A 14435-nucleotide genomic window follows, 5' to 3' on the forward strand; every position below is an offset into this window, starting at 1 on the left:
ACTGGGTACCACGGCCCGATGTTGCCGGTGCGATCGACCAGGCGCGCCCAGAAGAAGAACGACACGCCCGCCTTGAGGCCCTGAAGCGTGTAGTCCTGTTGCGGGTAGGCCAGGTCGGTGAGTTTCGTGGCCACCGACAGGTCATTGCTTGGGCTGTACCAGATCTCAGTGCGCTGTGTGTCCTCGGCGCCGGGTGGGAATCCCCACTTCAGCCCGATCGCGAACAGCTCGCTCGATGCGTTCAGATACGACACCGCCGGCGGCAGGCCCTCCTTGCCCTTGAGGTCGGTGAGCATCGAGTCTCGCCAGATCGACGAGATATCGAACGCACTGACTGCGCGAACCCGCGCTAGGTACTGACCGGCGTAGATACCGACCACATCGACTGAGGTCTCCCCAACGCGTTGCAGCTTTATCCAGTTCCCGTTGTCCTTGCGCCATTCCACGTCGTAGGCCACGGCCCCGTTCACGGCCGGCCAAGCAATGGTCATGGTACTGACCGCGATACCTTGGTCTACGGCATGGTTCGAGGTCAGAACCACGCTCGCCGGTGGAGGAACGACGGTGATCGGGATCACGCTGATCGGCCGCTCTTCCAGGCGGGCCCCGGTGTCGATATGCGCAAACTTGCTCGGGTCGTACTGCACCGCGCTGATCTCAAACACACCAGGCTCTGGGCGGGTAACGCTTGTCACACGGTACAGCGGTACCGCCAGGTCGTCAGCGTCGAGCGCCCACACCAGCTCAGGCTCCGGTACCACTGAGTAGGCAGTGGTGACGGTTACGGCCCGGCCGCTCACCGATTGAACGGTGCGTGCCTGGCAGGTTCCATCCGGCAGGTTGAGGATCAAGCGGTCACCGGCCTTGGCCTGGGTGTCACGGTCCAAGCCGATGGTGCGGCCGGATACAGCAGCGATGCGCCCGCCAATTGGCCGGCCCGCCAGCAGCTCGTCCGCGACCGGGATCACATAGCCCGGCAACGGGATTCGCCCATCGAGCCCGACCTTGAAGGTGATGCCTCGATCTCGTGAGTTCGTCAGCAGCGCCCATTTGCCGCGGCGCTGGGCCTCCGATTCGCGAGTGCAGCCGATCGCGCTAATCTCCAGCACATTGTCGCCGTAGCGGCGCTGCAGCTTCTGGTCGGTCACCGAGGTGACATCGGTGTCGTAGCTGTTCGCCGGGTTGTCGTAGCTGATCAGGGCGCGGCTGTAGCGCGTGCGCTCCGAGGCGCTCGAATAGGTGAACTTGCCGTCGATGACGTTCGCCCGGGTGTAGGCGAAGTCGAAGTCGGTGTCGCGCGGCATGTCAGCCAAGCTGTACACCTGCCCCTGCGCCCAGTAGGTCATACCCCGGTAGATCGCCGAGATATCGCGCAGCAGGCTCCAAGCGTCAGCTTTGCCCTGAAGGTTAAGATTGCAGATGAAACGCGGCTCCTGGCCGCCCCTCCCGTTCGGTACCATCTGGTCGCAGTACTGGGCGATCCGATAGAGCTCCCACTTGTCGACCTGCCAGGGCTTGATGCGCCGACCCAGACCAAAACGGTCATTCACTGTGATGCCGTAAGTGTGCCAGGCCGGGTTGTCGGTCCAGGCCTCTTTGAAGGTGCCATCCCAGACCCCGGTGTAAACCCTGGAGCGCGGGTCATAGTTGCTGGGCACCTGAAATTTGCGGGCGTCACAGTCCACAGTGACCGCGGGAATGTTGCGGAACTGCTCGGCCGAGAACTCGATGTACAGCAATGCGGTGTTCGGGTATCGGACCTTGGCGTCGATCACCTCAGTCCGCCCGACGATCTGCATGGTGTCCGCGATCTTGTTGTTGTTCTGGTTGGGCGTCAGACGGCGGACGCGCAACAGCCAGCCACTGGTGGCCTTTGGCAAGTCGATGCGGCGGGTGCGCTCGTAGGTGCTGGTGGTCTTGCCGTCGACAGCCTCCAGCAGCACCTGCTTGTATGCGCCACCGTCAGTAGCGAGGTCCACGGCGTATTCAATCCGATAGCCTTTGACGTTCCCTCCTGAATCGACCGATTGCAGCATTGGCCAGGCAAAGCGCAGGCGGATTGCTGACAGCTCCAGCCTGTCGATCGCGCGGATGTAGGCGTTATCGCTGCGCAATTCGACGCTTTCGCTGATCTCGTTCTCGATGGACGGGATACCCGGGATATGGCCCTGTTCAACAGACCCGGTACGCCATTCCCACTTCACGTTTGGGAAGTTCAGGTTACCGGCCGGGTCGGCAAGCGGCGTGCTGTCCAAGTAGATGTCGCGGGCAGTTGGCGTGCCCTCGAACTCACCCTCGCCCACGGCGATCAGCATTTTTGCCACGGCGATCGAACGCAGGCTGTCCGGCGCCTCTGTAGGCTGTTTCGGCTTATCCGAGCCGCCCTTGGCGCCGACGATGTCCAGTTTCTGTGCTGCGCCCATGCTTTCCTCCAGGCGTAAAAAAACCGCCAGGCGGCGGTCGGTGTTCTGTGTGCGGGTTAGAGTTTGTCTTCGGAGTAAATAGCGGCGCTGATAACCGCGCCGCCCCACCGCCGGCGCCCCAGGCAGAGCGGCACGGGGTTGCCGCTGGCAGTGGTGTTTCGTGCCGAGCCAAATGCGTATCCCGGCTGATTCTCCGGCGCGGCACTGGTCTTCAGGCCCTTTGCTTGAGGACTGAGCATCTGGATGACTCCGCCTACCGCAAGAGATACACCGGTCGCACCAACGACCCCCCATGCACCACCAGCCGCGAAACCACCTATCCCACCTGTCGCGATTGTTGCCACGACAACTAGGGCAACACCGATGACTGTTTGCAGTAGACCTGCCCGCTTGCTACCAGAGATCACTGGAACGAGCCGAATTTCCTGACATCCGCCGAGGCTAAATTCATCCTCCCCAGTATTTTTGCCGTTCCGAAACACTGCAAACTCGAGCCCTTTCTGCTTCGCACTTACCAGGAATTTAGAGAACCCAGGGTGGTTCGCGTCAATCGCCTTGACCATCTCATACACGCTTCCCGAATCGAGCAAATAGTGATGTTCTCGGCCATATTTTTTCGCCAAAGATCCGCCCAACAGGATCTTGGTGCGAGGAGTGTAGTGAGCCGCTGTCATTGCCATGAGTTACTCCGGGCACAAAAAAGCCGCCCTGGGGCGGCAATGTTAAAGGCAGCGTTGAACTGCCTCGATTCGTCTGTTCTTTCGCCAATCCATCAAGCCGGACTGAAAATACACCTCAACTTTCGTTCCGTTATTTACCGGCTTGAAATCTGCAAACTCAACCTGACCGGCACTTACAACGGTTTTCCCACCTCCAGGCAATGGCTGAAGAGAGGCGTCGTAATGGGCGCCGGCAAGTGACTGCTCCTGCCAAGCGAACAATACACATTCTGAAACTTCGTTCACGGCCTTGGTGCTAGCTAGGGTCCTAGCAGGACCTTCGGCTCTACGCTCCCCCATGGAGGCACACCCCGCCAGCACCGCTACCGCTACCGCCACCGCCACCGCCCCAAACAGAATTCGCATGTGATCCCTCCTTGCTAGAGAAGGGATCGTAGCACCTAGTGCTGGCAAGATTTAAGCTGTAATGGCACCGTCAACAAAACCCAAGGCGGTCAGCACGTCCTTCCTGATATTGAAGGTCCGGCACATGAACAGCATGTGATTGCCATTCTTGGCCTCGTCGAGCATCTCGCGGACCTCTTTGGATACCACTGACCGATCCAAAATCATGTTGATCTGAAACTCAGCACCCTCAGGGATTTTGGAGTTGTCCATATCACCCTCGTTAGACCCAAGAATGACGTTGGCCCTCATTGTCTTCCCAAGATACTCGACCCTCAACACTTCGTTGCCTTTGGCGTTTCGCGGTTTTTCTCGGCTGCTCACTGGATTCATCTTTGGCATTCCTTGAGTTGATTTCGGTACGCCGAAAACCCCGCATAAACGGGGTTCACGGGAAATACTAGCGCTATCACGACAACCGATGCATGACAGTTCAGTCAGCGGTTGCTCAACCTGTCGCGCCAGTCTTTCGAGTCAGGTACATGGCCCTCGACTTTAGGTTGGCGATTCCTGCAGCCACAAAGTCGAACATATCCATGAGTGAGACCGGAATGTCTCCTGGTGTCGCTACCATCCCCGCAATCAATTCGTGCTGCGACAGGATGTACGCGTTGTCCGGAATCTCCTCAACGCTTTGCTCGCACTTATGGTTGAAGGCAATCAGGTAACGCTTGAGCGGCTCACCAACAATTTGCATCTGTTCTCTTTTGGGGAGCAATTCGCCCTCGATAACGTAGGCGGCCACGAAGTTACGTGCGGAATCCAATTGATGCGCTGGAATGTCGGCAGCAGAGCGAACGCCAAAGGCTGCATGTATCTGAGACCAGATCTTTGCCGTGGCTCGCCTCTGAATCGGAGCCGGCAAGGAGGTAACTTTGCCCTTCACAATCGCGCCAAGCATGTGAAACCCGTCGGTACCGATGGTCTGGCCAAGCACGGTCATTGCCTGATCTGATCCGTGAGCGTTTACCGCGTGCCCTTCGTTCCAGTAGGACCACAGCGCATCGTCACATTCGTTCTGGTAAGCCAGCACGTTGTCGCGCAGATCAATGCGAACCTTGCTCGCATGAATCGACATCAGCCAACCAGGAAGCTTCTTCAATGGAAGGCACGCCATTTCGTACTGCTTGCCATCAAATCCAGTCGTCACCATCATGGTGATAACTGAAGCAAACCGGCCCGCCATCAACTTGCGGTGCTGGGTTTGCCAAGCCAAGCCCATGCCCTCAACCACTGGTTTCATCGGAACGAATGGATCGCCGTTCTTTTCCACAAGCAGAAGCTTGGCCGAGCGGAACGGGATGACACTGGATACAGCTGTGCTATTATTCATCTCGACGTTTTTCCTAAGCTGACTGACGTTATCCGAGGCCTCAAGCGCTGCAACGCTTGGGGCTTTTTCATGCCCGCTGTTTTTGCTCATCCTGCATCTCCTGCTCCAGAGATTTCCTGAGGCGGAAAACTATCTCTCCGCTCAGGCTTCGACCGTTTTGCTCAGCCCTCTGAGTGAGCGCCTCCCGCATCATCTCCACCAGACGCACGCCCACCACCTTCTTTTCTTTCGTCGTACTCATTTCCAGCTCCACGCTCATGTTTCGTTTGTGTAGTTTTGTGCGATTTGTGTCTTTTGTCAACAACGATGTTTCGTTTGTTGCTTTATAAGCCTCTAGAGGCATACGCTTCGTCCGGGGATAAAGCATCCTCGGACAGGTAAGGCAGTAAGGCGGAAATGAACGGAACATTTGCAGAAAACCTTGCGCAACTGCGTGCGAAGAAAGGGCTGACACAGCGCGAGCTAGGTGCGGCAGCGGGTATCGCATGGTCGATGGTTTCTAAGTACGAATCAGGCCAGTCCATACCGCGGCTGAAAATACTGATGCGCCTGGCCGACGCTCTTGGCGTCTCCAAAGAAGATCTGGCTGGTGATCCACCGAAAGACAAGAGGCTGACTCTCGACATTCCTCCTGAAGTGTCGGACCAACTGAAGCAAGTGGCCGAGGAAACCGGCAAGACTTTCGAGGAAGTGGTAACCGAGGTTCTCGAATGGGGAATCAAAAGGTTCGATGAGGATCCCGAGTTCGCAGCGAACGTGCTGAAGGGCGTAGAGGCTCGGCGACACGAGGACTCATGAAAGTCACCCAAGCCCGGCCAAGCGCCGGGCTCTTCATAACCAGGAGCGGCGATGATCGTCTACAAGTACATGAGCCTGGATGGTTTAGATGCTTGCCTTTCGAAGCGAACCATACGCTTCACTAAGCCGATTAACTTCAACGACCCATTCGACTGCGCAGCCTCAGCTGGCGACACCATGCAGGGTTTGAACATCCGTACGGTCGGATCAACAAATGCCGACCGACTGCTCTGCATTCGAAACGCGATCGGGATCCTGTCACTCACTCGCAATCCGTTGAACCCCCTGATGTGGGCCCATTACGGACAGAATCATACTGGCGGCGTGATCGCTATCGACGCCAAGGCGGCCGGCCTGGAATGTGCAGATTCGAACATCATTACCGCCAGTACCGGAAACATCATCTACACCACGGTCAGACCAAGCGTGGACGGTGATGAGCTTCCGAACCACGATGAAATTTCCGCCCAGCATGACAGGCTAATGCTCGAGAGACTTTTCCTGTACAAGTCGCTGCACTGGTCATACGAGGAAGAAATCCGGGTCGCTCGGCGGGTGGAATACACGCCGCAGCTCAAGCATCAAGACTTTGAGATTCCACATTCAGCCATCGTCGAGGTATTCCTTGGTGCCAAATACTTCTCAGCACTCAACGACGACTATGAGGGAAGGCTACCGAAAGTCCACCGTGATCATCCGGAGTTCTCGTACCAGCGCTGCTACGAAGACTCTCGGACCTGGGACCTTCGTTCAGAACCTTACAGATCTTAGTCGGATCTGGACCTTAGCCAAATGCAAAAAGCCCAGCGCGGGGCTGGGCTTCAGGCATACCACATCGACGTTACAGAGAACGCAATTCTGTCAAAGCTTTGGCAATGCAATATGGAATAACTGCGCAAGCCAGTCCCATCGCAGCGGAGGCTGCTTCCTGCGGGGCGCTGGTCGCCATATGGATACCTCCATAACCGATTACTGCCCCAATCAACGACATGATGATGGTGACGATCCACATGAACTTGGCCACTTGCATGCTTCCTTTGCTGTTTGGCCAAGGCGGAAGGCCATCGGCGCTTTAAGCTCGCGAATGTACTTTCTCTGAGCATAGAGTGTCAATTTGCCAGTATTCAGCCTGTCCACCCATCCACCCTGGACGGAAAGCCAGTACGCGGGCTGGGCCGGGGCGTAGTAGCGTTGTGCCTCCAACGAACTGCCCCAGTCCGTTGCCGGAAAGCCCATGGACTGGGGTATGTAAGACCTAGGAGGTCGATGTGAGCAATGACAGAACCGTAGATCAGCGCCTTAATGACCTTGAGCATGTGCTCAGGACAGCTATTGTTTTCAATATGAACGCCGCGGCGGTGTTGGGGCGACGTCTCGCCTATGGGAATGACGCTATCGCGAGCGCAATTGCGCAGGACCTACAAAGCCTGAAGTCCGAACAATTCCAAAACATCGACAAAGCTCTGCACGACAGCTACATCGACAACCTTGTACAGAGCATTACCGGTCGAGTTTGAATCCAGCGGCATAGTAGCAACCCAAGCGAGGGTGCTGAACCATCAGCACTCTCCAATCGGAAGATACCCGTCTAACTTCATCACGCTTTTTTTCGCTTGCCATATCTACTCTCCTGCGGCCTGGCCGCTTCATTTCGCGTCCCGATGACGCAACACAAGGCGTGTCCGGGCAAGCCAAGGCCCGCCAAACACGATGATTTCTGATGGCCTGCCGTACAGGTGGTGCAGCAGGAATGGGCCCTGGCCGAACACCTGGACCTGCTCGCCGGGCAGCTGCGGGTGTGCACCCAGGTAGATCCCGGCATGGTTCGGGTGCGCCGTTCGCCCCACCTCCATGACGATCATGTCGCCGTGCTGTGGCCGGTCGACCTGGTAGAAGCCCGCCGCCTCATAGGCCTGCTCGTACAAGCTAGGACCGGCAGCCTGCTCCCACCACCCGTCTTCTCGGGCGTAGACCGGGAACTCCAACCCCCACTCCCGCTGATACCAGTCCGCGCAGACCTGCCAGCAGTCCCAGGCGCCGTGCACGAATGGTCGGCCCAGCAGCGGCGTGCTGCCGCTTGGGGTGATGGTGCGTAGATCGCCTTCAGGCCAGGACAGGATGTGCCAGGGCAGTGCCGTGGCTTCGCACATGGCCAGGTCACGGGGTGACGGCCTGCTGGTGGCGTCGGGATGCGAGTGTACGATGCCGATCACCTCGCCCTGATCTTCCGCTGCTGCGTATTCCTCCGGCGCGATCCGGAACTCTTCGCCCGGGTCGCTTGCCGTGTTGCTACACGGTACGTAGATCTGCTTTCGGCCTACGGCCAGTATCAGCCCACAACACTCGCGCGGGTACTCAGCCGCGGCGTGCGCTTGCACGGCGGCCAGGATGTGTTTGCGCATGGTCAGCTCCGTGCGATCAGAGATACGGCTGGGAAGCCGCCGAAGGAAAGCTCGTTGGTTTCGCCGAAGCGCAACTTGCAGGAGCTGAGGCAGCCCTTGCACTGATCCTTCGAAGGGTCGTCCGTGGGGTTGTCCTCATCGTCGAACATGGCAGCGCCGGTGTAGTTGCAGTCAGGGCCCCGATAGCCGTTGGTCATGGCCCAGTGGCAAAAGGTGGTCATCTGCCGGCCCGGCAGACCGAAGCCGTCAATCTCGCCCGGGGAAGAAAGCTCCCACACGACCATCTCGCCGTCTTCGCCGGTCTTCTGGTCGATGTACCAGATCTCGAGCGCCTCTTGGGTCGGGTCTGCTTCGGGGTTCCCGCCCGGGAAGTTCTCGGCATCCAGGTACTGGGCCAGGGTCTCGCGTACAGTCAGTTGAAACTTCAGCAGGTCGTCGAACGCCAGGCACAGCGCAGTGATACGGCCGTTGACGTTGCCAGCGGACAATGTCGGCCGGGTTGCAGAGCCGTTGCTGTCCGCCCCAACACCTTCGATCTGCACTGGCCAGGCCGCATACTCGTTGCCCTGCCAGAAGATCGACTTGGCCGGCAGCTGATCGGCGTTCGCGCCGGCTGCAGCTAGTTCCTCGGGCGAGTGCGGGATAGCGTGGCCGTGGAATCGCAGCACGTCGGCGCCGTGTTCGGAGCCGTCGATTTCAAAGAGGATCACCTCATTGCCAGGCTCCAGCTTCTGGATGTCTCTGATCAGGGGCATGGATTGACCTTAAGGGTGGAATGTCTGCGTGAATGTTGCGGCCAGGGCGTAGATCAGGCCGCCGCGGTTGCTGAGCTGGTAACCGGCGCATTTGTACAGGCCGAGCTCTCCAAGCGGAGGCGTCCATAGAAAGGCCTTCGCGCCCTGGTGCCGATCAAGGAAGGCCTTTACGGCCTTCACTTGCTCCTTGGTGCCGGTGCACGTGATGGGCCAGGACTGCGAGCGGTTGTTCAGGCTTTCGCCAACGGACTGTTCGTATCCATCCGCAAAGCGTTTGGTTCGAACCGCAAAGGTGAACTCGCCCTGCTCGCCAGACTGCAGCCGCCAGGTGAATGTCTCGATAGCCATCAGCGCCCCTTCAATGCCGTGTTGATACGGCCGCCCTGCCTGAGATCCTTGGCCATCATCTGGTTGTACTTCTGCTCAACAAACGTCGCGAGCTCGCTGCCGAACTGCTCGTACCCAGCGGTGTCGGCCGACGAGGCGGCATTTCCCTCGCCATCGATGCTCACCGACACATGGATCACCGTACCGCCGCCCGCTCCAGCTGCCGCAGCGGATACCGGCCCAGCCCCCAGCGGCGTGATCGTGCCGCCCTCGGCCCCCATCATCAGGTAGGTCTTCCCTCCCTGATTCAGCAGCTCCGGGCCCAGTTCGTTGACCTGGTAGAGCGAGTTCGCCGCTACCGGTCCGCCGGCGGCACGTTGACCAGAGACGAAGTTGTCCATGATCTCCGGGCTGTAGCCAGCCTGGGTTGAGCCTGCAGAGGTAGGTGCGCTGCCGCCACTGAACCAGGCGCCCAGCGCACTGCCGGCAATGCTCGACAGCAGCCCTGAGGCAGCCTGCCGGGTGGCAATCCGCGCCATGTCCGCCAGGATCGACTTGGTGAAGTCGGCGAACGAGAACTTGCCGGATATGGCGAAGTTCGCGACGGAGTCTTCCATCGAGCTGAAGGCGTTGGTGAACAGGCTCTTGGTCTGGCCGGCGACATCACGGGCCGACTCCAGGTAGTTTTGGAATGCCGACGAAGCGCCGGCGCTCCAGCTGCCTTGGGCAGTGGTCATGTCGTTGTAGTTGGCGATCGCAGTTTCCTGCAGATCACGCTGGGTTTTGTCGAGCGCCGCGAGCTTCTGGTTGTACTCGTCGAGACTCATGCCGCGGGAGCCGTCACCGTACTGGTTGGCCAGGTCCAGCTTCTGCTGGTTGATCCGGTCGGCGATGCCGTTCTGCTGGTCCTGCAGGCCGCGCTGCCGGTCGCCCAGGCCGAGTCCTTCGGCAGATCGCTGGCCCTGCAAGCGCAGAGCCTTCACCTGCTGATCCAGCGCGCTGGTGTAGGTCTGCACCACCTGGGCCTGCTTGCGCAGCCGCCCCTCTTCGTTGGTGGCCAGCACGGCCAGTTCCGAATCAGCGTCCTTCTGCGCCTTGACCATGTTGGCCCGGGCATCGGCGATCTTCTGGTCCAGCTGGACCCGCTGGGCAGCCGAGGTGCCGGCCTTGCCCTTGGCGGCTTCGAGCGCCGCGATCTCCGCCTGGTAGGCGTTGGTCACCTCGCCTTTCTGCTGCTCGATGATGGCCGCGCGCTGGGCCGCGTACGACTCCTGGGAGATGATGCCGGCCTTCTGGGCTGCATCCAGCTCCTTCTGGTTGTTTTTGTACTCAGCCAGGATGGAGTTGAGAGTGTTCTTCTGTGTGTTGAAACCGGAGAGGTCAACAGCGCCAGCGCGCCCGACTGGGTCCTTGTACTGCTCGGCGATGTTGCTGCGGACCCTTGCGATAGCCTCGGGGTTGAGTCGAGCATCAGCTGGATCCTTCTTCCTGATGATATCCAGCGACCGCTCGTACTCCTTGAGTGCCTCGCTGGGTTTCTTGGAGTTGGTCCAGGCCGACTTCTCCAGGGCGTCGACCTTAGCCATGGCCTTGATGGTCTTCTCGTTGGCCTCCGCCTCCTGGCGGTCAAGTGCGGCGTTTTCCTCCTGGGCTGCTTTCTTATCCCTCAAGAACTGAAGCTGATCAGTGTAGAACTCGACCATCGTGTCGCGGTTCTGGAAAGCACCAACGTCGCCGCGCTCGGCACCGGCCAAGTTGATCTCGGCCTGGCGGATATCGTCGTCGATGCTCTCCCGACCAATGTTTTTCAACTGATCGGCAGCCTTGGCGACCGCGTTGTAACCGCGCTCCCACCAGCTCAGGTTCTCGATGATCTTCGGGGTGCGCTCGTTGATAGCGTCCGCGTAGGCTTCGGTGGCGAGCTTGACGGCGTCCGCGTGCCTTCCCTGCTGCTCAAGTGCGGCGATCTGCGAGTAGACGGAGCTCGTCAGGTAGTTGTATTGCGTGTTCAGTGCCACCGAGGCTTTAACCGGATCGTCCGCCAGCTTGACGAACTCGGCGATGGTCTCGGAAACCGCTTTCCCTGTTGCCTCATCCATCGATACGGCCGCTTGCGCCACATCCATGAAGCTGTCGCCAGCGATCTTGCCGCTACCGGCCAGGCTCGCAAGAACCGATGCAGCTGCCCCAGTTGTGCCAACAGTCGCACTCACCTGCTTGGCCATACTGCCCAGCTGGTCGGCAGTCAGTCCGGCGGAATTACCCGTCAAGATCAGCGCGTTGCTATAGGCGTCTGCCTCTTCGGAGCCTTTGTAAAAGGCATACCCCAGCGCTGCTGCTGCAGCAGCCGACACGGTGAAGGGATTGATCAGGCCCAGGATGTAGCCGCCCAACGCGCGCGCTGCCGGACCAAGCCCGCCGAACATATCCTTGAGCTGACCGCCCTGCTGCAAGGCAACCATCATGATCGGCTGGCCAGCGACGATCGACGTGAAAATATCAGTGAACTGAGCCGGTACACCTCGTAGCGCTGCAGCGGTAGCCTTTGCAGTCATGCCAGTGCTGCTTAGAGCAGCATCCGCACCGCCCAGAGCAGCCCTCGCCTGGTCAACCTTCCCCTTGTACTCAGCGAAAGTCTCAGGGTCGAGGACGCCGCTGGCTTTGAACCCCTGCAGCTTCTGCTCCATCTGATCCAGACGGCTCATGGCTGCGACTGTAGGGTCGATTTTACCAAGCAGGTCGTCGAGAGCCTGGCCCTGATCGCGCTGGGCAGCAGCGGCGGTCTTGGCGGATCCGGCCAGGCGCTCTTCTGTTGCCAGCAGAGCTTGTGCGCGGGTATTGATGGCGGCCTGCCGACTGGCGTTGTCCGACAGGACGGCATTCGCCTGGCTGGTAACTTCGGCGGTTTGAGCAGTAGCGCGGTTCAGCGATTGAACGTACTCGCTCGCCTCCAGGGATGCCCGCGCCATGGCCAGAAGTCGAGCCTGCTGCTCATCAGCAGTTTCTGCGGCGCGGTGGCTTGCCTGCGCCCCTGCGTCAGTGGCGGTCGTCAGCGCGGCCTGGGCCTGCCCGGCCTGCTCAGCCCCGGCCTTGAATGCAGTCATGCCCGCCGCGGCGGTGGTCACGGCACGGCCGACCGTGATCATCTGCTGTGCCAGCTCAGCCTGCTTGGCGTTGAGAGCCTGCAGCTCCTGAACAATCTGCCGGGTATCACCCTGCATCCCGCTCAGCGCTGACTCCCAGGCGCGCCCGGTCTTGCCCGCCGATTCCTCGCTACGCTTGCCAGCGTCTGCCAGCTTGTCGAGGTCGCTTGCAGCCTCGACAGCATCGCCGGAATCAACCTTGATCCCGAGTTCGGCAATGGTGGTCATGATCTACTCCACGGATTCGGCCATGACGGCCAAGGCCTCGGCCTCCATTACACGGAGATCGGGAAAAATGTCGGGAAGGTCGCGGCGCTTGATGCCGAGCATCGAAGCGATGGCCGGGATGATTGAGTAGTCCAGGCCCGAGGCACCGCCCATGCCCGTCCGCCACTGGGTGGACATTGCCTCGAACAAGCGGAAGGCTGTCCAGGCGTCCGGCCAGACCTCTACCTCTTCTTCAGGAAGGTCGGCGCGGCTCAGGCCGAGCATCGCCAGCTGCCCTTCGGAGGCGCCCTGCTCGTAGACAGCCCTAGCCGCTCTCTTCAGTTTCCCAGGCGGGCCGGGCTGTATGCGTTCTGGAACGCGTCGATGACAGCTTTGGGCGCGCCAGTGCAGGTTCGCACCAGATCGAGAATGGCGTCGTCACTGAACTCGTCGTCGAGATCCCAGCCGACCACGATATCCTTCAGCTGAATAGCCTGAAGCTCGATCTCGGCGGCAGTGGCGTCCTTCCAGCTGACACCTTCCTCCTTTGCTTTTTCCGCCCAGGCATCACGCGCCTTGTTCCACCGGTCGAACATCTCGGACAGCGCGATACGATCCAAGTAACGAAATTCAAAACCAACCTCGACCGGACCGGAGCCGACCCGTGGAAGCTGTACCGCGGCGCCGAACGTTGGGTTCTGCGCGATCTTGATCTTCGCCATGGAGCCTCCTAGGCGTTGTAGCGGGTCGGGCGACCGGACAGGCCGATGCTGATGGTGCGAGTCATCAGCTGGTTGCGGTCCATGGTCGGGGTGCTGGTGATGCTGACGTATCCGGGCATCAGGATCTGGCGATTGCCTGGCAGCTTCAGGCGAACCACCGCAAGTTCCTTGGAGTCGTCATAGCCCTCGACCACGCTGACATATCCGGCCTCGGGTTGGTCCTCGACGGTGATCGAAACGCTGATCGGGTTGCGGTTGGTGGGGAACTGAAGATCGTCATCGTTCTCCAGGTAACCGACAGTGAGGAACTGCTGCTCGCCACCGGATACAGTGAAGGCGGTGACCTTGGAGATCTGGGTCCAGCCCGAAACCGGTACAACAGCCCCGGCGCCAGCACCTGCGGTGAAGCGCTCCTCGTTGGTGGTATCGAGGCCGGCCAACGAGAAGGCGTCGGCGGTAACACCGGACGCCTTGACGGCGCGGTCGTTGATCAGCGCCCAGCCGGAGTTGATCAGCAGGATATCGCCAGCGTCGATGCCGTGCCCGACCGAAGCGGCCACCGGAGGCTTGGCGTTGGTCAGGGAGGTGAAAGGTACAGCGGTGCCGAGAACAGAAGCGATCTCGACAACAGAACCGTTGGGCAGCGGGATGCGTGCGGCCATGGTGTTTTCCTCTTGGGTAGAAAAAGCCCGCACGCGGCGGGTTTCATGGGTGTATTTCTTGTCAGGCTGCGTCGAGGCCCAGGGTCATTTGCAGTTGGCTGCGCCAGTGCTCGACTTCTGCCTCAAGCGGAGGCTTATTCCAGCGGTGCTTGGCCAGTTCTCTGCCAGCAAAGCTGCCTCGCTCGTTCTGATCCTGAAGTGCCTTGCAGGCACGGTCGAATTTCTGCTTTTCGTCCAGCTCGCCGCGCAGCAAGGCATCGATGTGCAGGTCGCACCAGACGGCAAACTTCAGATCGAGCCATCGAGCAAATGCAACCGCCAGCTTCGGGTGAAACCATGTGCCGCCGCCACGATCCGAGCGCGCCTTGCTCGTTTCTACAAGTGATCCAGCGTCACATGTAAGCGCTTCAGCAAGCGCATTTAGGTATTCCTTTGTCTCGCCCTGCTTCAGCCAGTCAACCGGCCGCTTGCCAAATCGCTTGGCCACATCAGTGGCATTGATCCAGCCCTCGCTATTGAAGCGAACGGCCTGGCCTTGA

18 protein-coding genes are annotated in these 14435 nt (G+C 59.7%); 3 read left to right on the top strand and 15 right to left on the bottom strand.

Annotation, left to right across the window (positions count from 1 at the left end; translation table 11 throughout):
- From DN387_RS20675 to DN387_RS20700, 6 genes are all read right to left on the bottom strand, one after another.
- Positions 1-2423 (bottom strand): host specificity protein J (locus tag DN387_RS20675; RefSeq protein WP_254506272.1); only part of this gene is annotated, 2423 nt, incomplete at its 3' end.
- A gap of 56 nt (positions 2424-2479) precedes the next feature.
- The gene (locus DN387_RS20680) at positions 2480-3097 is read right to left on the bottom strand and encodes a tail assembly protein (protein WP_054915320.1); all 618 of its coding nucleotides are present in this window, start codon (positions 3095-3097) and stop codon (positions 2480-2482) included.
- A gap of 48 nt (positions 3098-3145) precedes the next feature.
- Positions 3146-3508 carry a hypothetical protein gene (locus DN387_RS20685; protein WP_054915186.1) on the bottom strand — a complete coding sequence of 121 codons (363 nt, stop codon included), beginning with the start codon at positions 3506-3508 and terminating at the stop codon, positions 3146-3148.
- A gap of 51 nt (positions 3509-3559) precedes the next feature.
- Positions 3560-3880 (bottom strand): hypothetical protein, encoded by a 321-nt coding sequence (locus DN387_RS20690; RefSeq protein WP_054915187.1) that lies wholly within the window; start codon positions 3878-3880, stop codon positions 3560-3562.
- Between the two features lie 115 nt (positions 3881-3995).
- The gene (locus DN387_RS20695; protein WP_254506274.1) at positions 3996-4970 is read right to left on the bottom strand and encodes a phage antirepressor N-terminal domain-containing protein; all 975 of its coding nucleotides are present in this window, start codon (positions 4968-4970) and stop codon (positions 3996-3998) included.
- Entirely contained in the window at positions 4948-5139 is a 192-nt protein-coding gene (locus DN387_RS20700) for an Arc family DNA-binding protein (protein ID WP_054915189.1), read from the bottom strand. Before DN387_RS20700 ends, DN387_RS20695 begins: the two co-directional genes overlap by 23 nt.
- Positions 5140-5276: 137 nt before the next feature.
- Between DN387_RS20700 and DN387_RS20705 the strand changes: the two genes are divergently transcribed.
- Both DN387_RS20705 and DN387_RS20710 read left to right on the top strand, forming a co-directional pair.
- A complete protein-coding gene (locus tag DN387_RS20705) occupies positions 5277-5678 on the top strand; it encodes a helix-turn-helix transcriptional regulator (RefSeq protein ID WP_054915190.1) in 402 nt (133 codons plus the stop codon).
- A gap of 51 nt (positions 5679-5729) precedes the next feature.
- Complete coding sequence (locus DN387_RS20710; protein WP_054915191.1) at positions 5730-6449, top strand: DUF2971 domain-containing protein; 720 nt, start codon at positions 5730-5732, stop codon at positions 6447-6449.
- A gap of 70 nt (positions 6450-6519) precedes the next feature.
- On the opposite strand, the gene DN387_RS20715 is transcribed toward DN387_RS20710, so the two are convergent.
- Positions 6520-6708 (bottom strand): hypothetical protein, encoded by a 189-nt coding sequence (locus DN387_RS20715; RefSeq protein WP_054915192.1) that lies wholly within the window; start codon positions 6706-6708, stop codon positions 6520-6522.
- 238 nt (positions 6709-6946) lie between these two features.
- Between DN387_RS20715 and DN387_RS20720 the strand changes: the two genes are divergently transcribed.
- Positions 6947-7195, top strand: coding sequence for a hypothetical protein (locus tag DN387_RS20720; protein ID WP_054915193.1), 249 nt, complete (start codon positions 6947-6949; stop codon positions 7193-7195).
- A gap of 129 nt (positions 7196-7324) precedes the next feature.
- Here the strand turns inward: DN387_RS20720 and DN387_RS20725 are convergent, their stop codons facing one another.
- The 8 genes from DN387_RS20725 to DN387_RS20760 form a co-directional block, all read right to left on the bottom strand.
- Entirely contained in the window at positions 7325-8080 is a 756-nt protein-coding gene (locus tag DN387_RS20725) for a C40 family peptidase (protein WP_054915194.1), read from the bottom strand.
- Between the two features lie 2 nt (positions 8081-8082).
- Positions 8083-8835 (bottom strand): phage minor tail protein L, encoded by a 753-nt coding sequence (locus tag DN387_RS20730; protein WP_054915195.1) that lies wholly within the window; start codon positions 8833-8835, stop codon positions 8083-8085.
- Positions 8836-8844: 9 nt separating this feature from the next.
- Positions 8845-9183 carry a phage tail protein gene (locus DN387_RS20735; RefSeq protein WP_054915196.1) on the bottom strand — a complete coding sequence of 113 codons (339 nt, stop codon included), beginning with the start codon at positions 9181-9183 and terminating at the stop codon, positions 8845-8847.
- Positions 9183-12533: a phage tail tape measure protein gene (locus DN387_RS20740; protein ID WP_254506276.1), complete on the bottom strand. Its 3351-nt coding sequence runs from the start codon at positions 12531-12533 to the stop codon at positions 9183-9185. Before DN387_RS20740 ends, DN387_RS20735 begins: the two co-directional genes overlap by 1 nt.
- Before the next feature lie 3 nt (positions 12534-12536).
- Positions 12537-12797 (bottom strand): DUF1799 domain-containing protein, encoded by a 261-nt coding sequence (locus DN387_RS20745; RefSeq protein ID WP_054915198.1) that lies wholly within the window; start codon positions 12795-12797, stop codon positions 12537-12539.
- 53 nt (positions 12798-12850) lie between these two features.
- Positions 12851-13234 carry a phage tail assembly chaperone gene (locus tag DN387_RS20750; RefSeq protein WP_236171598.1) on the bottom strand — a complete coding sequence of 128 codons (384 nt, stop codon included), beginning with the start codon at positions 13232-13234 and terminating at the stop codon, positions 12851-12853.
- Between the two features lie 8 nt (positions 13235-13242).
- Entirely contained in the window at positions 13243-13896 is a 654-nt protein-coding gene (locus DN387_RS20755) for a phage tail protein (RefSeq protein WP_088514729.1), read from the bottom strand.
- A 61-nt stretch (positions 13897-13957) separates the two neighbouring features.
- A partial coding sequence (locus DN387_RS20760) for a KilA-N domain-containing protein (RefSeq protein ID WP_254506278.1) occupies positions 13958-14435 on the bottom strand: 478 nt, incomplete at its 5' end.

It is taken from the genome of Pseudomonas sp. FBF18 (assembly GCF_024261405.1).
In the GTDB taxonomy this organism is placed as follows: Bacteria; Pseudomonadota; Gammaproteobacteria; order Pseudomonadales; family Pseudomonadaceae; genus Aquipseudomonas; species Aquipseudomonas palmensis.